At 63.5% G+C, this 21493-nt stretch carries 18 protein-coding genes, 3 tRNA genes, 3 rRNA genes and 2 pseudogenes; 13 read left to right on the forward strand and 13 right to left on the reverse strand.

Annotated elements, in window-relative coordinates; all coding sequences use genetic code 11:
* The first annotated feature begins 12 nt into the window (after positions 1-12).
* Together NKH51_RS14070 and NKH51_RS14075 are read left to right on the forward strand one after the other, a co-directional pair.
* Entirely contained in the window at positions 13-708 is a 696-nt protein-coding gene (locus NKH51_RS14070; protein WP_254762316.1) for a DUF7119 family protein, read from the forward strand.
* 59 nt (positions 709-767) lie between these two features.
* A tRNA-Lys gene (locus tag NKH51_RS14075) sits at positions 768-841 on the forward strand.
* Between the two features lie 300 nt (positions 842-1141).
* On the opposite strand, the gene NKH51_RS14080 is transcribed toward NKH51_RS14075, so the two are convergent.
* The 5 genes from NKH51_RS14080 to NKH51_RS14100 form a co-directional block, all read right to left on the reverse strand.
* Positions 1142-1217 (reverse strand) — tRNA-Cys (locus NKH51_RS14080).
* Positions 1218-1353: 136 nt separating this feature from the next.
* A 5S ribosomal RNA gene (rrf, locus tag NKH51_RS14085) occupies positions 1354-1475 on the reverse strand.
* Positions 1476-1599: 124 nt separating this feature from the next.
* Positions 1600-4519: ribosomal RNA gene (locus NKH51_RS14090) — 23S ribosomal RNA — on the reverse strand.
* Positions 4520-4743: 224 nt separating this feature from the next.
* Positions 4744-4815: transfer RNA gene (locus NKH51_RS14095), tRNA-Ala, on the reverse strand.
* Between the two features lie 137 nt (positions 4816-4952).
* Positions 4953-6424 (reverse strand): 16S ribosomal RNA (locus NKH51_RS14100).
* Together the 16S, 23S and 5S rRNA genes with 2 tRNA genes alongside form the textbook arrangement of a ribosomal RNA operon.
* A gap of 876 nt (positions 6425-7300) precedes the next feature.
* Here NKH51_RS14100 and NKH51_RS14105 point away from each other — a divergent pair.
* Positions 7301-7678: a winged helix-turn-helix domain-containing protein gene (locus NKH51_RS14105; protein ID WP_254762317.1), complete on the forward strand. Its 378-nt coding sequence runs from the start codon at positions 7301-7303 to the stop codon at positions 7676-7678.
* On the forward strand, positions 7675-7971 hold the full coding sequence (locus tag NKH51_RS14110) for a DUF7521 family protein (RefSeq protein ID WP_254762318.1): 297 nt from the start codon (positions 7675-7677) through the stop codon (positions 7969-7971). The genes NKH51_RS14105 and NKH51_RS14110 overlap by 4 nt, the downstream gene beginning before the upstream one ends.
* Positions 7972-8061: 90 nt before the next feature.
* Here the strand turns inward: NKH51_RS14110 and lpdA are convergent, their stop codons facing one another.
* From lpdA to NKH51_RS14125, 3 genes are all read right to left on the reverse strand, one after another.
* Entirely contained in the window at positions 8062-9531 is a 1470-nt protein-coding gene (lpdA, locus tag NKH51_RS14115; RefSeq protein ID WP_254762319.1) for a dihydrolipoyl dehydrogenase, read from the reverse strand.
* A gap of 313 nt (positions 9532-9844) precedes the next feature.
* Positions 9845-10720, reverse strand: coding sequence for an ABC transporter permease (locus NKH51_RS14120; protein WP_254762320.1), 876 nt, complete (start codon positions 10718-10720; stop codon positions 9845-9847).
* On the reverse strand, positions 10717-11694 hold the full coding sequence (locus NKH51_RS14125; protein ID WP_254765156.1) for an ABC transporter ATP-binding protein: 978 nt from the start codon (positions 11692-11694) through the stop codon (positions 10717-10719). Before NKH51_RS14125 ends, NKH51_RS14120 begins: the two co-directional genes overlap by 4 nt.
* 102 nt (positions 11695-11796) lie before the next feature.
* On the opposite strand from NKH51_RS14125, the gene NKH51_RS14130 reads away from it, so the two are divergent.
* From NKH51_RS14130 to sufU, 9 genes are all read left to right on the forward strand, one after another.
* Complete coding sequence (locus NKH51_RS14130; RefSeq protein ID WP_254762321.1) at positions 11797-12138, forward strand: ArsR/SmtB family transcription factor; 342 nt, start codon at positions 11797-11799, stop codon at positions 12136-12138.
* A 2-nt stretch (positions 12139-12140) separates the two neighbouring features.
* The gene (locus NKH51_RS14135) at positions 12141-12458 is read left to right on the forward strand and encodes a hypothetical protein (protein ID WP_254762322.1); all 318 of its coding nucleotides are present in this window, start codon (positions 12141-12143) and stop codon (positions 12456-12458) included.
* A 79-nt stretch (positions 12459-12537) separates the two neighbouring features.
* Positions 12538-12885 (forward strand): DUF7521 family protein, encoded by a 348-nt coding sequence (locus tag NKH51_RS14140; RefSeq protein ID WP_254762323.1) that lies wholly within the window; start codon positions 12538-12540, stop codon positions 12883-12885.
* On the forward strand, positions 12882-13739 hold the full coding sequence (locus tag NKH51_RS14145) for a sensor domain-containing protein (protein WP_254762324.1): 858 nt from the start codon (positions 12882-12884) through the stop codon (positions 13737-13739). Before NKH51_RS14140 ends, NKH51_RS14145 begins: the two co-directional genes overlap by 4 nt.
* A gap of 342 nt (positions 13740-14081) precedes the next feature.
* Positions 14082-15329, forward strand: a complete 1248-nt coding sequence (locus tag NKH51_RS14150) for an aminotransferase class V-fold PLP-dependent enzyme (RefSeq protein ID WP_254762325.1) — start codon at positions 14082-14084, stop codon at positions 15327-15329.
* Between the two features lie 235 nt (positions 15330-15564).
* Entirely contained in the window at positions 15565-15771 is a 207-nt protein-coding gene (locus tag NKH51_RS14155) for a hypothetical protein (protein WP_254762326.1), read from the forward strand.
* A gap of 191 nt (positions 15772-15962) precedes the next feature.
* The gene (locus NKH51_RS14160) at positions 15963-16385 is read left to right on the forward strand and encodes a CBS domain-containing protein (protein WP_254762327.1); all 423 of its coding nucleotides are present in this window, start codon (positions 15963-15965) and stop codon (positions 16383-16385) included.
* A 139-nt stretch (positions 16386-16524) separates the two neighbouring features.
* Positions 16525-16977, forward strand: coding sequence for a response regulator (locus tag NKH51_RS14165; protein WP_254762328.1), 453 nt, complete (start codon positions 16525-16527; stop codon positions 16975-16977).
* 142 nt (positions 16978-17119) lie between these two features.
* Positions 17120-17539 (forward strand): Fe-S cluster assembly sulfur transfer protein SufU, encoded by a 420-nt coding sequence (gene sufU, locus NKH51_RS14170; protein WP_254762329.1) that lies wholly within the window; start codon positions 17120-17122, stop codon positions 17537-17539.
* Positions 17540-17672: 133 nt separating this feature from the next.
* Here the strand turns inward: sufU and NKH51_RS18865 are convergent.
* The 5 genes and pseudogenes from NKH51_RS18865 to NKH51_RS14190 all read right to left on the reverse strand — a co-directional run.
* Positions 17673-17849: pseudogene (locus tag NKH51_RS18865) on the reverse strand (sugar phosphate isomerase/epimerase family protein); the annotation flags it as partial.
* Positions 17832-18125, reverse strand: a pseudogene (locus NKH51_RS14175) (aminotransferase class III-fold pyridoxal phosphate-dependent enzyme); the annotation flags it as partial. The pseudogenes NKH51_RS18865 and NKH51_RS14175, both read right to left, overlap by 18 nt.
* A gap of 413 nt (positions 18126-18538) precedes the next feature.
* Positions 18539-19570: a DNA repair and recombination protein RadA gene (gene radA, locus NKH51_RS14180; protein WP_254762330.1), complete on the reverse strand. Its 1032-nt coding sequence runs from the start codon at positions 19568-19570 to the stop codon at positions 18539-18541.
* Between the two features lie 163 nt (positions 19571-19733).
* The gene (locus NKH51_RS14185; protein WP_254762331.1) at positions 19734-20927 is read right to left on the reverse strand and encodes an outer membrane protein assembly factor BamB family protein; all 1194 of its coding nucleotides are present in this window, start codon (positions 20925-20927) and stop codon (positions 19734-19736) included.
* A 50-nt stretch (positions 20928-20977) separates the two neighbouring features.
* Complete coding sequence (locus NKH51_RS14190; protein ID WP_254762332.1) at positions 20978-21322, reverse strand: hypothetical protein; 345 nt, start codon at positions 21320-21322, stop codon at positions 20978-20980.
* Positions 21323-21493 lie beyond the last annotated feature (171 nt).

Below are 21493 nucleotides of genomic sequence, written 5' to 3' on the forward strand. Positions count from 1 at the left end.
CTACCGAGATTCATGACCGACAATCGACCCGGCGATCGTTCGAACCGCCGCGGCGAGAACGGTCGATCGATTCCGACGGACCGCGAATCGCCCGTCGGCGCACCCGTAATCCGGGGCGACGAATCGGTCGCCGGAACTCGCGCCCGCGAGGCCGTTCAGTTCGATCCCGACGATCCCGACAGCCTCGCCGATGCCGCCGAAACCGTCCGCCAGTTCGCCGGCGGCGACAGCGGCGACGACCATCTCTTCATGCTCCGCGGCGCGGCCGCCTGTGCCGCCCTCGTCCGCGGTGAAGGCTCGTACAAAGCTGCCGCCGAACGCGCCGGCGGCGACGCCACCGTCTCGTTTATCCGAAAGTGGGCCCGCGTTCACGACCTCCCCCGATCAGTCCGCAAACAGGTCGCACTCGGCCAGATCGCACCGACCGCCGCCAAACACATCGCCCGCGTCGCCGGCGAAGCGAGACTCCTCCTCGCGTGGGCCACCCTCGACGGCAACCTCACCGTCCGCGACGTCCGCAGCGTTGCCAGCGCCGTCAACGACGATACCCCCCTCGACCAGGCCCTCGCAGACCACGGCATCACCCTCGGCCGACTCGAGCTTACCCTGTCGCCGAGCACCTACCGCGACCTCCGGCGGCGCGCCTCCATCGACGGTGTCGATCCCGGTCAGCTCGTCACCGAGGCCCTCGAACAGTATCTCGAGTGAGCCCACAGGCAGCGGAGAAAGAAACGTTTAACCGCTACTCGCCGGAAAGGGAAACTACAGGGCCGGTAGCTCAGTTTGGCAGAGCGTCTGGCTTTTAACCAGACGGTCGCGTGTTCAAATCGCGCCCGGCCCGCTTTCTGACGCCAAAGAAATTCGTGAGTTGTCGTGCCGGAACCGACGGGATTTGAACGCAGAGCATGCACCGTCTCACGAGCGAAGCGATCGACCGTGCGTTCGAGTTGCGCCCTTCCCCGTACCGAGTAGAATGCACCACGAACCGCGGACGCCAGCACGATCTCTCGAGGCCGATCAATGGAGGAGACGAGACTCGTGCTGCTCGAGCGGAGCGGGTGTCAGTACAGTGTCAGCCGTCTCGATAGTACTCTCGAAACGGTCTCGAGCGCTTCGGCTCGACGAAAGTGTCTCATGAGAAAGCCAAGGGCCGGATTTGAACCGGCGGTGGGCGGCTCTGCAGGCCGCTGCGTTCGGCCGGACTCTGCCACCTTGGCGCGTTCTACCGTTGTCACTGCGTTCGTTTAAGCATAGCGGTACGACACGAACGGTCTACTCAGTATTTCGTATAAAACTGCAAAAAGCCCCACAGCGCTAACCGCGACGCTGTGAGGCTTGAAATGAAGTATGAGTGGTCGGCGGCGAATCAGATTTCCCAGAGGCTCGCGCACTCCAGTACTGACCGAAACGCAGGCGAGCTTATCTTCCGTGTTCGGGATGGGTACGGGAGGAACCTCGCCGCTGTGGCCGCCTTAACGCCGATTCACGGAATCGAACCGCGATCATGCCAATATCGGTGGTGTCTGACCGTCATGTACGTGTAGTCCAGTTTGCGTCCGGACCCGTTCTCGCGTCACGGATCCAATGCGATGTAGTATGAGTGTGTGGCTCGATCGGTTAGTGCTCGCGGGCTCAACGCCTCGTTGCCTTGGCGCGTACACCCCGAGTCTATCGAACTCGTCTTCTACGAGTGATCTCGGTGGTATCTCTTTTTCAGGTGGGTTTCGAGCTTAGATGCGTTCAGCTCTTACCCCGTGGTGCGTGGCTGCCCGGCACGTGCTCTTTCGAACAACCGGTACACCAGTGGCACCCATTCGTAGTTCCTCTCGTACTATACGAACGTTCCCGTCAGATACCGTAACACCCCCAATAGATAGCAGCCGACCTGTCTCACGACGGTCTAAACCCAGCTCACGACCTCCTTTAATAGGCGAACAACCTCACCCTTGCCCGCTTCTGCACGGGCAGGATGGAGGGAACCGACATCGAGGTAGCAAGCCACCCGGTCGATATGTGCTCTTGCGGGTGACGACTCTGTTATCCCTAAGGTAGCTTTTCTGTCAGCAATTGGCCGCATCAAGCAGCCTAATTGGTTCGCTAGACCACGCTTTCGCGTCAGCGTCCGTCGTTGTGCCGGACACTGTCAGACTTCCTTTTGCTCTTGCGCTCTTCCTCGGGTCTCCGACCCGAGTGAGGAAATCTTGGGGCGCGCCCGATATCTTTTCAGGCGCGTACCGCCCCAGTCAAACTGCCCGGCTACCAGTGTCCTCCGCCAGGAGTGAGAGTCGCAGTCACCATCGGGTAGTATTTCAATGCTGCCTCGGTGGCCCGCTAGCGCGGGTACCTGTGTAACGGCTCCTACCTATGCTGCACAATGGCGACCACGTCTCAGTGACAGCCTGCAGTAAAGCTCTATAGGGTCTTCGCTTCCCCTTGGGGGTCTCCAGACTCCGCACTGGAACGTACAGTTCACCGGGCCCAACGTTGGGACAGTGGCGCTCTCGTTGATCCATTCATGCAAGCCGCTACTGAAGCGGCAAGGTACTACGCTACCTTAAGAGGGTCATAGTTACCCCCGCCGTTAACAGGTCCTTCGTCCCCTTGTACGGGGTGTTCAGATACCTGCACTGGGCAGGATTCAGTGACCGTACGAGTCCTTGCGGATTTGCGGTCACCTATGTTGTTACTAGACAGTCGGAGCGCCCGAGTCACTGCGACCTGCCCCTTCGCGGGGCAGGCATCCCTTATTGCGAACGTACGGGACTAACTTGCCGAATTCCCTAACGTCGGTTACTCCCGACAGACCTTGGCTTTCGCCGCCACGAGTACCTGTGTCGGATCTCGGTACGGACAGTGTGCTTGCCTTTTCACGGGCTCTAGGTTGGCCTCTCTTACGCTATCCAGCCATTCGTTCGCTTCGTGCCATTACGGCTTCCACGAATTTCGACTGTTCGACCGGGCGAAGGCCCGGCAGAGGCGGCCCCAAAGCGTCGGCTTTGAGTGCACACTGGCATAGGAATATTAACCTATTTCCCTGTTGTCAGCTTCGACTTACGGGCTGACTTAGGACCGGCTAACCCTCAGCTGATTAGCATTGCTGAGGAACCCTTACTCGTTCGGCCGTCGGGGTTCTAACCCGACTAACGCTGCTACTATGACCAGGATTTTCGTTACTGAACGGTCCACACGACTTCTCAGCCGTGCTTCCACCCGAACAGAACGCCAACCTACAAGATTGCGGTTTGATCCGCACTGCTAGGTCTCGGTGGTGGATTTGAGCCCCGATCATTTTGGGCGCCTCAAACCTCGGCCGGTAAGCTGTTACGCTTTTCTTAGAGGGTAGCTGCTTCTAAGCTCACCTCCCGGCTGTCTAGGGCTTGAGACCACCTTCGATCGCACTTAATCCACACTTGGGGACCTTAACCCAGCTCTGGGTTGTCTCCCTCACGGTACACAGGCTTACCCCGCGCACCGGACTCCCTGCGTCAAACGGCGTTCGTAGGTTCGGAGTTGGACAGGGGGGCGCACTCCTCTCGGAGTGCGGTCCCCCAATCCGTCGCTCTACCCCACGAACTACCTCGGCAGAGGTCATGCTTCGACATGTTTCGGTTGGAACCAGCTGTTTCCGGACTCGATGGGCCTTTCACCCCTACACAAAGGTCACGAGAGGGTATTGTAGGACACCAACTCTAACAGGCCTCCACGTGCCTTTCGGCACGCTTCACCTTGCCCTTGCGTAGATCGTCCGGTTTCGGGTCGTGCCCGTTTGACTCCCCGCGCTTGAACACGGCGGCCCTCGTCGTAAGACTGCGGCCATGTCGGTTTCCCTTCGCCTTCCTCGATAATCGAGTTAGACTCGTCAAACAGGCACACTCCCTGGTTCGTTTTTCAAAACGTACGACAGAACATCGGCTTCCCAAACTTCCTACTTGAGGCTCGCGCCTGGTTCGTTTTGTCCGGGACCTTCTATGCCCTGTCGCTCCATCGCCAACTGATTTCACGCCCTATTGCACCTCCCTTCTTGGGGTGCTTTTCAGCGTTCGCTCACGCTACTTGTTCGCTATCGGTCTTGAGGAGTGTTTAGTCTTCGCGGTCGATGCCCGCGAAATTCACGAGGGATATCCAACCCCCGCTACTCTGGAGCTGACTCGTTCCTTACTAATCGACAGTACGGGACTGTCACCCTGTCTCGTGCTCTATTCCAAGAGACTTCGTGTCGCGGTTCGGGAAGTGATCGTCAGTCCGAACACCACATTGCCCGTGAAGGCTTCGGTTTGGACTGTATCGCGTTCATTCGCCATTACTAACGACATCACATTCGTTTTCTTTTCCTGTCGATACTAAGATGTTTCAATTCTCGACGTTCCCCATTGCGCGAAGCAATTGCGGTGGGGATTCCCATTCGGAGATCCTATGTTCTTCGCCTCCGTGCGGCTCCCATAGGCTTATCGCAGCTTGGCACGTCCTTCTTCAGCTCTCAAGCCGAGCGATCCACCAGCTGGCACAGTAGCCACGTTCATCGGATCGGCGTTGCACCGAAGTGCAACATCGTGACCCGGGAACGGGTCCAGTGGACGCCTGGACTACACGTACACACGGTCTCATCTGCACGCCGGTAGACGGCCGGCCTGCATTAACCCTTCCCAGCCACGTTTACACGGGCTGGTGCATCGGTTTCGTTCGGATTCAATCGTCGGGCCTTGCCCCACTTAAGGGGCACGATCCGAGATTTCCACCGAGTGATGGACCCACAGGGATTCGAACCCTGGGCATCCTCCTTGCAAAGGAGGCACTCTCCCACTGAGCTATGGGCCCACTCCCATCGCGCTTGGACGCGATGGGACATCTAGTGTTAGCCTTGGTAGTTCAAAGGTGCCCGATCGGCCGGTCGGACGACGTGGTCGATCGAACGCGAACCGTGTGGGCTGGGGCGTCGCCCCAGTCCCGGTCTGTGGAGGTGATCCAGCCGCAGATTCCCCTACGGCTACCTTGTTACGACTTAAGCCCCCTTGCGGAGCCCAGATTCGACCGACGTTACGTCGGCCTCATCCGGACCCCACTCGGGTGCTTTGACGGGCGGTGTGTGCAAGGAGCAGGGACGTATTCACCGCCGTCTTCTGAACGGCGATTACTACCGAATCCAGCTTCATGAGGACGAGTTTCAGTCCTCAATCCGAACTACGACCGAGTTTCGGAGATTAGCGCCCCCTTTCGGGGTTGCATCCCACTGTCTCGGCCATTGTAGCCCGCGTGTCGCCCAGCACATTCGGGGCATACTGACCTACCGTTGCCCGTTCCTTCCTCCAGTTTGGCACTGGCAGTCCTCCTAATGTACCCAACCACCACAAGGGTGTTGCTGGCAATTAGGAGTGCGGGTCTCGCTCGTTGCCTGACTTAACAGGACGCCTCACGGTACGAGCTGACGGCGGCCATGCACCTCCTCTCAATGGCTCCAGTAAGGTCATCAACCTGACCTTCACAGCACATTGTCGATGCTGGTGAGATGTCCGGCGTTGAGTCCAATTAAACCGCAGGCTCCTCCGGTTGTAGTGCCCCCGCCAATTCCTTTAAGTTTCATCCTTGCGGACGTACTTCCCAGGCGGTCTGCTTCACGGCTTCCCTACGGCACAGCACTGGCTCGTAGCCAGTGCCACACCTAGCAGACATCGTTTACAGCTCGGACTACCCGGGTATCTAATCCGGTTCGTGACCCGAGCTTTCGTCCCTCACCGTCGGATCCGTCTTCCAGAGGCGCTTTCGCCACCGGTGGTCCGTCCAGGATTACGGGATTTCACTCCTACCCCAGACGTACCCCTCTGGTCTTCCGGTCCCAAGCCACGCAGTTTCCACCGGACGCCCACGCGTTAAGCGCGCGGATTTCCCGATGGACTTGCGCGGCCAGCTACGGACGCTTTAGGCCCAATAAGAGCGGTCATCACTCGTGCTGCCGGTATTACCGCGGCGGCTGGCACCGGTCTTGCCCAGCACTTATTCCACCACCACCTTACGGTGGTGAAAAGCGAGGACTATATGCCCTCGCACTTGGAGTCCCCTTATCGCACTCTCGTGCAGTGTAAAGGTTTCGCGCCTGCTGCGCCCCGTAGGGCCCGGTATCTTGTCTCAGATACCGTCTCCGGGCTCTTGCTCTCACAACCCGTACCGATTACAGGCACGGTGGGCCGTTACCCCACCGTCTACCTAATCGGCCGCAGCCACATCCTATGGCGCCGGAGCGTTTCGCGTTCACGCCACTCCAGGCTGTGAACGGTATTCCGAATTAGCCTCAGTTTCCCGAGGTTGTTCGGATCCATAGGGTAGTTTGGCCACGTGTTACTGAGCTATCTGCTACGAGTCTGAACTCGTGCAACTAGCATGGCTAAATCGGACTCCAATAGCAATGACCTCCGGCAGGATCAACCGGAATGCTCTTCCCCGGCAGAGCCGGGGAGGTTGGCGGTGAATGTAGGTACACACTCACACTTCGCTATATGGTCCACGTTCGATGACGCAGTCGGTCGCGATGACCAGTCGGGCGTCACCGAACTACCAAGGCTAACATCAGATCCCATCTGTACGGCGGACCGCAGGGGTAGGATCCTCATTTCCTTCGGACGTATTCATAGGCCACCAGGGGTACATAACCCCTTCGAACCCTTCTCGTCCGAGCTGGCAGCCCGCTGAAAGCGGGCCGCCGTTCACGTCACATCCGAGTGCCCTCGTACACTTAAGGGCGTCGGATCGTTCCCACGCCGGAAACCGCATCCGGCGAGGGTGTGTGCGATCCAAACTGAACGCCCTGATACGTATAAAGGCGTCGGATCGCTGCGGCCGGCGATGCCGGCCGCGAGCACATCTTTTCCGGAACGCCCGTATACTGATAAGGCCATCGGATCGAACCGACGGCGTGTCAGAGGGTGGATGCAGTGCCTACCTCCGCGCCGGGTTTCGGCCGGAGGGAACGTGGCGGCGTGCGCCACGTCGTTCGCATTAATGTCGAAGGCCGGGTTCACATATAAGGCCGTCGTCTCGAGCGGCCATCGGAACCCGATACCATGGCACGGTTTTCCACGAGAAGGTGACCTCGCTGACACTAATAAAGGAGTTAGCGCGAGCGAGCGGCGATATCTGTTCAGCAGAATGTCACGCGGGCGGAGGTCGGCCGGTCATCCCACCCTCGAAGGTACGGTCGGGCCGGATGATACCCGCGTGGTCGCACTCGAGCGCACACGCGCAAGAAGGTGTCGTGTCGCGGGGCACGCATCGATGCCGATAAACCACGTGCGTTGTAAGGGGCAGACGAATGGTCCGGGACCCGTTCGCTTCGGAGTCGACGCCGTCCGCAGAGGAAATCTGCTCTGCGCTGGACGATCCCGACTGCCGCGAGATCATCCGGAAGCTCGAGGAGCCGATGACGGCCTCGGAGTTAACGAAGCAATGTGAGATCCCGCAGTCGACGCTGTACCGAAAGCTCGAGTTACTGACCGAGTCGACCCTGCTCGAGGAGTCGACCGAGATCCGCCAGGACGGCCACCACGCGAGCAAGTACTCGATCGCCTTCGACGAGATCACGCTCTCGTTGGACGAGGATCGATCGCTGACCGTCCAGATCGAGCGGCCGGCCCGGACGGCAGACGAGCGGCTCGCGGAACTGTGGTCGGAGGTGCGAAAAGAAACATGAATCCATTCCCCAGCGGATCGGCCGGGATGATGCTCGCGCTGGCGGTTGTCAAGACGCTCGTGCTCGTCGTGGGGAGCGTCATCACGTACTTCGCGTTCAAGGCGTACCGTCGGACACGGCAGCCAGCACTCGGCTATCTCACGGCCGGGTTCGGACTCGTCACGCTCGGGCTGGTGCTGGCGGGCATGCTATACGAGGTCCTCGGCGTGGAACTCGCGACAGGAATCCTGCTCGAGAGCTGTCTCGTCCTCGTCGGTTTTCTGGTGATCGCCTACTCGCTGTACGTCCAGTAGGTCGTCTCTGAAACTCGTCGTCTCTGCCACATCTCGAGGTCGCGAGTCGCCACGCGAACGCGGGAAACCGTGTCCCGACAGCGTCCCTCGTCACCGATTCAGCGTGTGAATCGCGTGACCGAGCGCGTTCTCGGCGGCTTCCATCACCGACTCCGAGAGCGTCGGGTGGGCGTGGACGGTCGCGGCGACGTCCTCGAGGGTCGCCCCCAACTCGATCGCGAGCCCGAGTTCGGCGATCAGTTCCGACGCCTCCGGACCGACGATCGACGCGCCGAGCAGATACCCCTCGGTCTCGTCGGCGACGACCTTGACGAAGCCGTCGTCGTGGCCGGTCGTCAGCGCGCGGCCGCTGGCGCGGACGGGGAACGTCCCGATCGCGGTCTCGAAACCGGCGTCCTCGGCGTCGGATTCGCTCATCCCGACGGTGGCGATCTCGGGGTCGGTGAAGACGACGGCCGGCATCGCCTGGTGGTCGAGCGCCGCGGGTTCGCCGGCGATCACCTCGGCAGCGACTTTCCCCTCGGCGCTTCCCTTGTGGGCAAGCATCGGTTCGCCGGCGACATCGCCCACGGCGAAGATGTGACCAACGTTCGTGCGTGCGCGCGAATCGGTCGCGATGAATCCGCGGTCGTCGGTCTCGATGCCGGCTTCCTCGAGGTCGAGCGTGTCCGAGACCGGTTCGCGGCCGACGGCCACGAGTACGTTCTCGGCGTCGAACTCGAGGCGCTCGTCGGTGACCTGCGTCGCCTCGCCGCCACCGTCGGCGGCTGGCTGGTCGGCGGGCTCGGCGACGACGCGGACCCCGCCATCCTCGCGGTCGTGCCAGTCCGACGCAGTGTAGCCGAACTCGAACTCGATCCCGAGATCGGTCGCCCGCTGCTTCACGGGTCGTTTGAGATCCTCGTCGTATCCCGGAAGGATCGAGTCGAGCATCTCGAGGACGGTCACGTCGGTCCCCAGTTTGGCGAAGACGCTCGCAAGTTCCATCCCGATGTAGCCGGCGCCGACGACGACCAGCGAGTCGGGAACGGACTCGAGGGCGAGTGCCTGTCTCGAGTCCAGGACGGGCTCGTCGGCGAACTCGAAGTTCGGGATCTCGATCGGGCGGGAACCGGTCGCGACGATCGCGTGCTCGAACTCGAGGGTCTCCGAGCCCTGTCCCTCGCCGCTGTGGGAGACGCGAACGGTGTTCTCGTCCGCGAAGCGAGCGGTTCCCTCGAGCAGGTTCACCTGATTGGCCTTACAGAGCTTCTCGACGCCGCTCGTGAGTTGGTCGACGACGCCGTCTTTCCAGTCCATCATGCCGGCGAGGTCGACCGCCGGCTCGGCGTGGATGCCCATTTCCTCGGCGGTGGCGGCCTCGTGGGCGAGGCCCGTCGCGGTGATCAGCGCTTTCGACGGGATACAGCCGTAGTTCAGGCAGGTCCCGCCGTAAGCGTCTCTCTCGACGAGCGTGACGTCCAGATCGAGCTGTCCGGCGCGGATCGCGGCCACGTAGCCGGCGGGCCCCGCGCCGATGACCAGTACGTCCGTCCCAGTGGTGACGTCTCCGACGACCATTACGCGAACGAAAGGGCCGAAGGATACTGTAGGTATTCCTTGGCGACGGCAGACGAGCGGGAAACGAGGCGATGGGCGAACACTCGATGGGGCGACGAGAACGTCCGAGATGCGTACGGGACCGTCCGGCTGATATTGCGGTCGCGTTCGATCGCCGAGTACGGTGGCGCCCGAAGAGCACTCGCGGGCAGTCAGATAACTGTCGACTCCCAGAAACGGATCACCATCGAGCGTCAGCGGTCCGGCGAGCTCGATGACATCCGTGGCGACATCCGAGCGATCGGTTCCCATTTGGCGCCACTGGCCGGCGAACTCACAGATCGGTCCGTTGGAACCGATAGTAGCCGATCGCGACGGGCACGACCAGCCAGCACAGCAGGACGACGACGCCGAACCAGTCCTCGAGGTAGAAGGGTGCGTCGCCCGGATAGCGCTCGGCGGGAGTCATGCCAGAGGCTTCCATCGACTGGAGGCCGTAGCGGAACTGGAAGGGGAAGATCGAGCCTTCGACGATCGAACTGGCCAGGTTGGTGTACGCGAGGATCGGGTTGAACTGCTCGAGGACGAGGAACCACGTTTCGGCCTCGACCGGCACGGGCTCGTCGTAGATGAGGTAGTACGGCCCGGCGGTGAGCAGTTCCCACAGCGCGACGAAGATCATGTAGAGGCCGACGACGATGGCCATCGACTTGCCGCGGGTGGAGACGCCGGCCGAGACGCCGACGGCCAGTCCGACGAACGTCGTCCCGAACAGCACGGAGACGGCGGCGAAGCCGAGCCAGTCGACGAACGGGACCGAGCCGAAAAACAGCGCGCCGAGCACGAGCGAGGTGAGAAAGGCGAGGCCGACGGCGACGCCGACGACGCCCATGCGACCGAGCAGTTTGCCGAAGACCACGTCGGTCCGGTTGGGCGGCAGGCCGAGCAGGAGTTTGACGCTGCCCGACCGGCGCTCTCCCACGACGGCCATGTAGCCCGCGATCAGCGCGGCGACCGGGAGGATCACCTGCAGCGGCGTCCCGAGGAAGCTCAACACCTCGGCCGCGGTCACGTCGTCGACCGAATACCAGATCGCGACGTAGCCGATGACGACGAGGCCGACGAGCAACCCGATCAGCGACCAGAGGAGCTTCGACCGGCCGGCGTCGTCGAACTCCTTGCGGGCGACGGTGGTGATATGCGAGGTCATCGCGCCACCCCTGTCTCCGCCTCGAGGGACTCCGGCGTCTCGGTGTTCGCCGCCGCCTCGGCCGCGTCGCCGTTCGTCAGCGCGGTGAACAGCGACTCGAGCGAGACCTCCTCGAGTCGCACGTCCTCGATCGTCGCGCCGGCGTCAGCGAGCGCGATCACGACGCCGGCTTTGGCGGTCGGGTCGGAGATCGTACACTCGAGCGTGTGCCCGGACGCGGTCACGTCGGTGACGCCCGGCACGTCGTCGGCCACCGTTCGCCGGTCGACGGCGGGGCCGCCGAGCGTGAGCGTCATCGTCGCGCCGCCACCGAGTTCGTCGCGGAGGCCTGCGATCGTGTCGACGGCGACGAGTTCGCCCTCGTTCAACACGCCGACGCGGTCGCAGACGGCCTCGACGTGCTCTAAGATGTGACTCGAGAAGAAGACGGTCGTCCCGCGCTCGGCCTCGCTGCGGACGAGTTCCTGCATCTCGCGGATGCCGTGGGGATCGAGCCCGCTCGAGGGCTCGTCCATGATCAGCAGGTCGGGGTCGCCGACCAGCGCCATGCCGGTCGCGAGCCGCTGGACCATTCCCTTCGAGTAGTCGCCGGCTGGCCGCGCGGCGTCCGCACTCGAGAGCCCGACGCGCTCGATGATCTCGTCGGGGTCGTCGGCCGCGTCTTTCGTTTCGATCGCGAACTCGACGTGGCGCCGCCCCGACAGGCGCGGGTAGATATCGAATCCCTCGGGAAGGACGCCGACGCGGGGGCTGATCTCGTCGGCCTCGGCCTGGGCGTCGTAGCCGAGCACTGTCGCCGAGCCCGCCGTCGGACGCGTGAAGTCCAGTAGCATGTTGATCGTCGTCGACTTCCCGGCCCCGTTCGGTCCGAGGAAGCCGAACACCTCGCCGTCGTCGACGGTCAGATCGAGGTCGTCGACGGCGGTAAGATCGCCGTACTCCTTCGTCAAACCGGACGTCTCTATCGCGGTCATCTCATCGGCGACTTCAGTTGGCATACGAATAGTCCATCGGCCACGATTTCACGGTCGGAAACTGTGGACGCTTTTATATCTTCTTTCCATACGAACCACCGGATGACCGACGATGAGGGCCAAGAGGTGCTCGCCCTACTCGACGACGAGTACGCCCGCCGTATCCTCATCGCCGCCAGCGAGGAACCGATGTCCGTCGACCGACTCACCGACCGCTGTGACGCGTCGCCCCCGACGGTCTACCGGCGGATCGACCGGCTCGAGGCGAAGGGGTTCCTCGACGAATACCAGGAGTTCGATCCCGATGGCCACCACTACAAGACCTACAGCACGCGACTCGAGCGCGTGGCGATCGAGATCGCCGAGGGCTCGATGGAACTGGACGTGTACCGCCGCGACGAGGACCCCGCCGACCGGTTCACCCGGCTGTTCGAGGACCTGTGACGATGGCCGGAACCGCGCTCCAGACCGTCGAAGGCGGCGCCCCGACGGTCGCGGTCGCCGTCCTCGTCGGACAGGCGACCGCGTTCGTCATCGCCTGCTGGATCGCGAAACGGTCCTACGACGGTTACCGGGACGCGCGCCGCCCGGCGCTGCTCTGGCTCGCGCTCGGCATCGCACTGCTGTCTGCGGTGCCGACGGTCGTCCGGTTCCTGTTTCCGACGCTGCTCGGGGCGACCTCGCTGACGACGAGCGTCGTCGCGACGACGAGCGAGATCGCCGGCCTCACGGCGATCCTCTACACCGTCTACGGACGGCCGTGAACGCCGTACCGCGCGCCGCGCCGACGGACGCGACCGGACCGGCCGCGATCGTGCTCCCCGCACGCTCGAGGTGGTGGCGATGACCGGACTCGCGGCCGTCGGACTGCGCGCCGCTCACGTCCTCGAGACGACGGTCTTCGGACTCGACGAGGGGACGACGATCTTCTTCGTCGGACTGGCAAGCGCCGCGCTCGGATCGGTGGTGGCGTGGACGGCTTACCGGGGCTACGTCCGCAACGAGAGTCGGCCGATGCTGTTTCTGGCCGTGGGCGTCGCCTTCCTGACGGTGATCCCGTTCGTCCTCTCGCATACGGTCGACCTGGCGACGGCCGCGACCGACGCGACGGTGTTGCTCGTCGTCACCGCCTGTCACCTGCTCGGACTCGTCTCGATCGTTCGGTCGTTCAGGAGGCCCGATACCGCATGAGTTCGTCGCGCACGTCCGACCCGCGCGTCGGGGTCACGGCCGCGCTCGCTCGCGTTCGAACGTGGAGTCGCCGGTTCGTCGGCGTCGCCGCCCGCAAGCGAACCTACTCCAATCTCCTCTATCTCCTGCTCGCGTTCCCGCTCGGAGTCGGCTACTTCACGGCGCTCGTAACCGGGTTCGCGCTGCCGGCCGGCTTCGCGTTCGCGTTCGTCCAGATCGGGCTGTCGGAGCCGGTCGTACTCGTCTTCGCTGGGATTCCGATTCTACTGCTCGGGGTCGGGATCGGGCTGCCGGCCGCGCTGGTCACGCTGTTTCTTGCGAGCGAGCTGACCGCCCTCGAACGACTCCTCGCCGAGCGGTTGCTCGGGGCCGAGATCCCGACAGCGGAGCCGGCCGGGAGCGTCCGCGAGCGGGCGCGACTGCTCGTCTTCGACCGCGGTACGTGGACAGGGGTCGGCTACCTGTTCAGCAAGTTCCTCTACGGAACGGCCTCGTTCGTCCTCCTCACGATCGGCGTCACGTTCACGTACGCGCTGGTCGCCGCACCGCTGCACTACCGGGGCGAAACCGTCGGCATCCACATCGGCGATCCGATCGAGTTCGTCCCACAGTTCACCTACCAACACGAGGGCTGGACCGTCGACATCTCGCCGGTCACGCTCTCGGTCGCCGACGGCGAACTGCTCTCGCTGTACGTCGACTCGCTCCCGGCGGCGCTGGCCGTCTCCGCGGTCGGCGTCGTCGTCGGCCTCGGCGTCTTGCACCTGTTCAACGCCGTCGCGTGGCTCCTCGCCCGATACACCGAACTCCTGCTGAGAAATACGCAGCCGTCGATCGTCACCGAACCGCCCTGAGCGGTTCGAACTGGCCGGAGGAAAGGGCGGTCTCGAGTCGGCGCGTCCGAGTACCAAACACGTTTGGAGACATCGGTATCCCCGAAGCACACGAACCCCGTATTGCGGCAGGGACACCCACCAGGGTACCACCTCTCCCCACCCCCTGCCGTTCCACCTCCCGACCCGTCCCCCCTCACCTCCCCTTCCCCCTTCCCGTTCCACACCGGCGACCGACAGGTACCCGGCGCCGCCACGATTCGGGGCAGAATCGGCAATTCGGGCCGGATGACCGCGATCGCGGAGACGGTGGCAGGAGACGGACCGAAGAAGTGTTTTGCGTGGGGTCCGTTTTAGTCACTAATGAGTCAACACCACCTCGAGCCGCTCGACGTCGATGCGATTCGGGAGGAGTTCCCGATCCTCGAGCGGGAATTTGACGGCCAGCAGGTCGTCTACCTCGATAACGCGGCGACGACCCAAACGCCCGATCCGGTCGTCGACGCGATGAGCGACTACTACCGCGAGTCCAACGCCAACGTCCACCGCGGGATCCACCACCTGAGCCAGGAGGCCTCGATTCTCTACGAGGAGGCCCACGACCGCGTCGCGGAGTTCGTCGGTGCGAGCGGCGGCCGCGAGGAAATCGTCTTCACCAAGAACACGACCGAAGCGGAGAACCTCGTCGCCTACTCGTGGGGCCTGAACGAACTCGGCCCCGGCGACGAGGTCGTCCTCACCGAGATGGAACACCACGCCTCGCTGGTCACCTGGCAGCAGATCGGCAAGCGAACCGGCGCCGACGTAAAGTACATCCAGGTGACGGACGACGGAACCCTCGATATGGACCACGCCCGCGAGGTCATCACCGACGACACCGCGATGGTCTCGGCGGTCCACGTCTCGAACACGCTCGGCACAGTCAACCCCGTCTCCGAACTCGTAGATATTGCCCACGACCACGACGCACTCGCCTTCATCGACGGCGCACAGGCCGTTCCCAACCGGCCCGTCGACGTCGAGGAGATCGACGCGGACTTCTACGCCTTCTCCGGCCACAAGATGGCCGGGCCGACCGGCATCGGTGCGCTCTACGGCAAGAAAGCGCTCCTCGAGGAGATGCAGCCGTACCTCTACGGCGGCGGCATGATCCGCAAGGTCACCTTCGAGGACTCCACGTGGGACGACCTCCCCTGGAAGTTCGAACCCGGTACCCCCCAGATCGCCGAAGCCGTCGGCCTCGTCGCCGCGATCGACTGGCTCGAGGAGATCGGCATGGACCGGATCGAAGCCCACGAGGAGGAACTGGCCCGCTACGCCTACGAGCAACTCGACGCCGAGCCGGACGTGGAGATCTACGGCCCCGAGCCGGGCTCCGAGCGCGGCGGCCTCGTGGGATTCAACCTCGAGAGCGTCCACGCCCACGATCTGGCCTCGATCATGAACGACCACGCGGTCGCGATCCGCGCCGGCGACCACTGTACCCAGCCGCTGCACGACAAACTGGGCGTCGCAGCGTCCGCTCGAGCCTCGTTCTACGTCTACAACACGAAGGAGGAGATCGACAAGTTGGTCGACGCCATCGAGGACGCGCGTCAGCTGTTCGCATGAGCGAACGCTGACCGCGAGGGTCGTGTTGGCGAGCAAAGCGAGCCAAGGCTCGAAGCGGCGACGCCGTTTCGTAGACCGCGGCGGCTGTTCCGGTCCGCGGAAGGCGACGTGACGGCGACCCGTCGGGCCCGTCCGCTCGAGGCACTCCTCCCCACACATTCGGAGCGGGGTCGCCCACCGACAACGGTCGCCAAGGAGAAAGCCTATGCCGAGACGATAGACAGCAGCAGTCGAAATGAACGAGGACCGGACCGTTATCGATATTCTCGAGCGAGTACGAGAGTTGCGTCGGCGCAAGCGCTGTCCGAACTGCGACGCCGTCGTTTCCGTTCGCGGCTTCAGAGGCGAGTACCGCTGGGAATGCGTCGACTGCGATGCGCTCGGCATCGGCTATCCGTCCCGTTCGGCCGCGTTAGACGCGATTCAACGCCGGCAGGGATAGTCGACATCGGCGAGAAGCGCCCCTCGGAGAAGCATGGGAGAGATAGCGGACAGCGATTTCAGTGAGCCGGCCGGTCAGGCGGTGTGGGTCGGAGACGACGAGTTCGTCACGTCACCACGCACTACAGTCGCGATGAGCTGGCGGTGCAGTGTGGGTTTATATTCGTGTCAGTGGGACGCCAACCTGGGTTCATGCCTCTCGAAAACCTCGCCCGAAGCGACGTAGTAACGGCACACGAAGACGAGTCCGTCCAGGAACTCGCGACGCGCATGGACGAGTCTCGAGTCGGGAGCGTCGTGATTACGGACGACGACGAGCCCGTCGGAATCGTCACCGACCGCGATCTGGCGATGCGCGTGATCGGCGACGAACGGGATCCGACGGACGCGACGGCCAGTGACATCATGTCCGACGATTTGGCGACCATCAGGGAGACCGCTGGGTTCTACCAGGCGACCGAACACATGAGCGAGCACGGCGTCCGCCGACTCCCCGTCTGCAACGACGACGACGAACTGGTCGGGATCATCACGGCCGACGACCTCACCGAACTCCTCGCCGACGAGCACATGCAGTTCGCGGACGTGATCCGATCGCAGCGGCCCGAATACTGATCGCGTCGTCGGTAGTCGGCCGATCGAGCGCGGCCCCGAAATTAATTTCGCCGAGTTTGTGGGCGCAAATCGTCCGAACGAAGAAAGAAAGTTTGCGTCGACCGCGAGTTTTTAATGGTACGCATGATATGTACGGCAAATGTCCTCGGAAGACGGACAGCAGGCGGACCCGATCAAAATCCTGCTCGTCGAACCGAACCCCGGCGATAGCCGTCTCTTCGAAGAGAAGTTTCGGGACGCGAAGCTCCTCAACACCATCCACACCGTTCCCGACGGAGAAACCGCGCTCGACTTTCTCGCCCAGCGCGGCGAGTACGCGGACGAATCGCGTCCGGACATCGTCCTGCTCGAGCCACAGCTCCCCGGCAAGAGCGGGATCGACGTGCTCTCGGAACTGAAAAACGAGCCGGAACTCGAGGAGATTCCGGTCGTCGTGCTCACGAGTTCGGACGCGGGCGAGAAGGTCGTGAAATCGCACGGCATCGAGGCCGACACCTACCTGCAGAAACCGGTCGAGCCCGAGGAGTTCGTCGAGTTCGTCCAGTCGGTCGAGGAGTTCTGGTTCGCGATCGTCGAGAAACCGTCACAGTGATCCGTGGCGTCCGAACGGTGTCTCGCCGTCCGGACGCGATACGAAAACCCCCGATCGGTGGCCGTAGCCAGCAGAGACGGACTCGAGCGGCCTTTCGGCCCCGGAACCCTTTTACAACTCACTGGCCTATCCGGACACAACAATGGGACTGGGCTCGGATATGTACCGACAGCAGATCCTCGACCACTACAAGAACCCCCGTAACTACGGGGAACTCGAGGATCCCACGTTCACCCACGTCGGCGAGAATCCGATGTGCGGCGACGAGATTCGCATGGACGTCGAACTCGCCGACGACGAGGAGACGATCGAGCGAGTCGCCTTTCAGGGCGACGGCTGTGCGATCAGTCAAGCCTCCGCGAGCATGCTCTCGGGGAAACTCGCCGGTAAGACCCTCGAGGAACTCGAGGAGATGGACCGCGACGACGTGATCGACATGCTCGGCGTCGACATCTCGCCAATGCGTGTCAAATGTGCCGTCCTGGCCGAGAAGGTCGCACAGGACGGTGCGGAGATCTATCGGGGCGAACTCGACGTTGACAAGACGACGACCGAGGAGTAGCGGAGTCTCGGTCAGCGACGACTGTTCCCGCTGCACAGCGTGCGGACGGCGCGGCGATGTGAGAAGGACTGGCGCTATTTGTTGTACGGGTTCACTCCCACGGTTGTAAGGGACGAGAACGACAGGGAGGCCGTCAGAGCGATCGGTCGATGTCGGTGCGGGATTTCATCTCGAGGACGTTGTACGGAGCGCCGATGTCGTCGCCGATCGATCGAAAGGCGGGAAGCGGGTCGTGGGCGTCCGTCTTCCCGTCGTTGTCGTGGAGATGGACGAGGTGAATCCGGTCGCCGAATCGATCGACGAACCGCTCTTTGACCGGCGTCGTCAGGTCGAGCGTGTGGATCGGCCGGTCGCGCTCGAGCAACCGTTCTATCCGCTCGACGACCGCGGGATGGTTGTGGCCGAGCGCGAGCGTCCCCGCGCCGGCCAGACAGTCCACGTACTCGTTGCCGTCGACATCCTCGAGGATCGCACCGCGGGCGCGTTCGATCGCCAGCGGCAGCGACCGCGGATAGGTTCGCGCGTTCGATTCGCGACGCGCCTGCTGTGCGAGGATGCGCTCGGCCGTCGAATCGGCCTCGGTCACGGCCGATCACCGGTCTGTCGCTGCTGATACTCGATCTCCGGGGGTTGGTATTTCTCTACTATCGTGCGGTCTTTAGGCTCGCCTAAAAATACAAAAACGTGCCGGTCCTTAGGCCAACCTAAAATATATAACTGTCCCGCTCAGACGCGCGAAATGAAGGTGAAGCAACGGTGAGCGACGGGCGAGTCGTCGGGCGACTCGAGAAGGTAGCTCTCGGGGTGCTGCGCAAGAAGAGAAAACGGACGAACAGCGCGCACGTGATGGTTGGAACGACCGAAAACGCGGTCGGTCGGTCGGTGGCACCGCTCGCGGAGGGAGCGTCCGGCCGTCGATCGAACCGCGTTGCTGGCGCGCGAAGATCGACGGCGATGGAAAAGACGAGCCGGCGGCGGTCGAGAACGGACGTTCGACGGTTATTCCGGCTTCAGACCCTCGTCCTGAACGCGCATGACGGCCTCGCCGTCGGCGAGGTTCGGCGCGTCGACGAGTCGGACGATCCGCTTGTCGCCCTTGGACTTGCGGAGGTAGATCCGGAAGGTGGACTTGTGGCCGAGGATGTTACCGCCGATCGGCTGGGTCGGGTCGCCGAAGAACGAGTCGGGGTTCGAGGCGACCTGGTTCGTCACGATGACGGCACAGTTGTAGAGGTTCCCGACCTTATCTAAGTCGTGAAGGTGCTTGTTGAGCTTCTGCTGGCGGTCGGCGAGTTCGCCCCGGCCGACGTACTCCGCGCGGAAGTGGGCGGTCAGCGAGTCCACACAGAGCAGTCGGACGGGGTACTCCGATTCCTCGTGTTCGCTGGCGAGTTCCTTTGCCTTCTCGGCGAGCAGCATCTGGTGGTTCGAGTTGAACGCCTTCGCGACGTGGATCTTTTCGAGGACGTCCTCGACGAGCGCGTCGACCGCCTCCTCGTCGTCGGCCGAGCCCTCGATTTCGCGGTCCTCGAGGGTCGCGTCGATGGCCTCGTCGGGTAGACCTCGTACCATGTCGTCGATCCGCTCGGGCCGGAACGTGTCCTCGCTGTCCACGAAGATGGCGCTGCCGTGGAGGCCGCCGACTTCCTTGGGGAGCTGGACGTTGACGGCCATCTGGTGGGTGACCTGAGATTTGCCGGCCCCGAACTCGCCGTAGACCTCGGTGATCGACTGGGTTTCGATCCCGCCGCCGAGCAGATCGTCGACCTCATCGATGTGCCAACTCAGCTTGCCGATCTGGTTCCGTCGCTCGAGGACGGTCGAGCCGGTCTCGAAGCCGCCGACGTCGGCGGCGTCGCGGGCGGCGTTGACGATGTCGGCCGCGGTGGACTCGCCCACGTCGGCCGTGTTCGACAGTTCAGACGGCGAGGCCACGGCCAGGCTCTGGAAGGAGTCGAAGCCTGCGTCGTGGAGTTTGTCTGCCGTTGCCGGTCCGACGCCGGGGAGCGTCTCGAGATCTGCTTCGGGCATACTCCTCCGTTGTGCCGGACCCCCCATAAAGCCTCGTTTACAGGGGAGTGAAAGTGAAAGTGCCGGACGGCGTCGGGGAGATTCGACGCGACAGTCACGGGCGAATGAACGAAGGGGCGGTAGCTACGCGAGCACGGCCGTGAGCGAAAGGAGAGGCCCTGATTCAGCGGCCCCGGTCGTCGGTATCCCACTCGAGGCAGTGGAGTCGTCCGTCGTCGCTCCCGACGAAGAGCCGGCCGGGCGCGATCGCGGGCGTCCCCGCGATGGCCTCGTCGGCCCGGAAGTTCCACAGCGGGTCGGCCTCGTCGACATCGATTCCGTAGAAGGAGCCGCTGGCGTCGCCGACGCAGAGCACGTCGCCGACGACGATGGGGCAAGAGCGGACCGGAGCGTCGAGTTCGATGCCCGTCCGCGAGAACAGCCAGCCCCGGAGTTTGCGCCGGCCGACGGTCGTGTCCGTGACGTGGACGTAGCCGTCGGCGGCCCCGACGAACGTCGTCTCGGCGGCCGCGAGCACGGTCGGTGACGTGGTGAACGCGTCGCCGATCTCGTAGGTAAACCACGACTGGCCGGTCGCGGCGTCCAGCGCGAGCAGCGTCCCCGCGTCGTCGGCGACGTAGACCCGGTCGTCCGCGACGGTCGGCCCGGTCGCGACCGCACCGGCCGCGGGCGCGGTCCAGACCTCCTCGCCCGTTTCGGCCTCGAGCGCGAACACGGTCCCGTCCGCGGTCCCGGCGAACGCGCGCTCGTCGATCCACCGCTGGTCCGGTTCCTGCCGGTCGTCCTCGAGCAGGTCCGCGTCGGCCGCAGCGACCGACTCCGAGAGCGGGCTTCGCGTCGCTCGAGACCGGTCGTACTCCCGGCCGTCGGCGACCGCCGGCCGACCGACTACCGGCGACTCGGTCTCGTGAGTCCACAGTCGTTCGCCCGTCTCGGCCTCGAGCGCCGTCAGCCCGGCTTCGTGCCCGGCGTAGAGCCGCCCCTCCGAGAGCGTGAGCGCGGACTCGAGCCCGGCCGGGAGGTCGGTCCGCCACTCCTCGTCGCCGGTAGCGGGATCGAGCGCGCGGACGGTCCCGTCGGCGGTCCCCAGATAGAGGCGCTCGCGGGTGACGACCGGCGTCGCATCGGTCGCCGCCGTCGTCTCGACGGTCCACCGACGGCGGCCCGTCTCGGTCTCGAGCGCGTAGCAGTTCCCGGCGCTCGTCCCGACGTAGACGGTGTCGCGGTCACAGACGGGCGATCCCGGCGGCCTGGCGAGGTCGGCGGTCCAGGCTTCGGTCACGCGCGAGGGTCCCTCGAGGTCGCGCCGGAGTCCTGCGTTCGTCGGCCCGCCCTTGTGCTGGTTCCACTCGGTCACTGCGCGTTGGTACTGACGCCAAGGGTATAACTGTCGGCCGTCTCGACCTCTCAGCGGTTCACTGCGACCAGATAGCCAGCGACAAGCACGATAGTGATACCGACGGTGCCGAGAGCGGTCGTCAGATCGACGGCCTGAGATCGAAAAAGCTCGTCGAGGACACCGATCGCGACCGACAGAGCGAGAATTGCGGTCCACATCCCCACAATCGCGAAGCCGAGTTCGTCAAGATTCGTCGTTTGTATCGCATGGAGAAGAAGGAGACATCCACTGACGAACGGGACGGCGAGTAGTACAGGAGCTGTATTCGGTACGAAGACATAGCCACCGAGACCGATCGCGATACTGTAGACGACACTCGTGACGATGACACGTATCCAGTAGCGGCCAGCCATGGTGGAGAAAGGAGTGCTCACTCACCCAGTAGTTGCAGTGGACGCTGTCGTCGAAGCCTCCTATGGCGAAACGTTCCAGCCACGGGGCTCGGCAATACGGGACGGTCCTCAAGGTCGCGCCGGAGTCCCCTGCTCGTCGACCCGCGCTCGTATCTGTCCCGATCGGTCACT

This window comes from Natrinema marinum (genome assembly GCF_024296685.1).
Lineage (GTDB): Archaea > Halobacteriota > Halobacteria > Halobacteriales > Natrialbaceae > Natrinema > Natrinema marinum.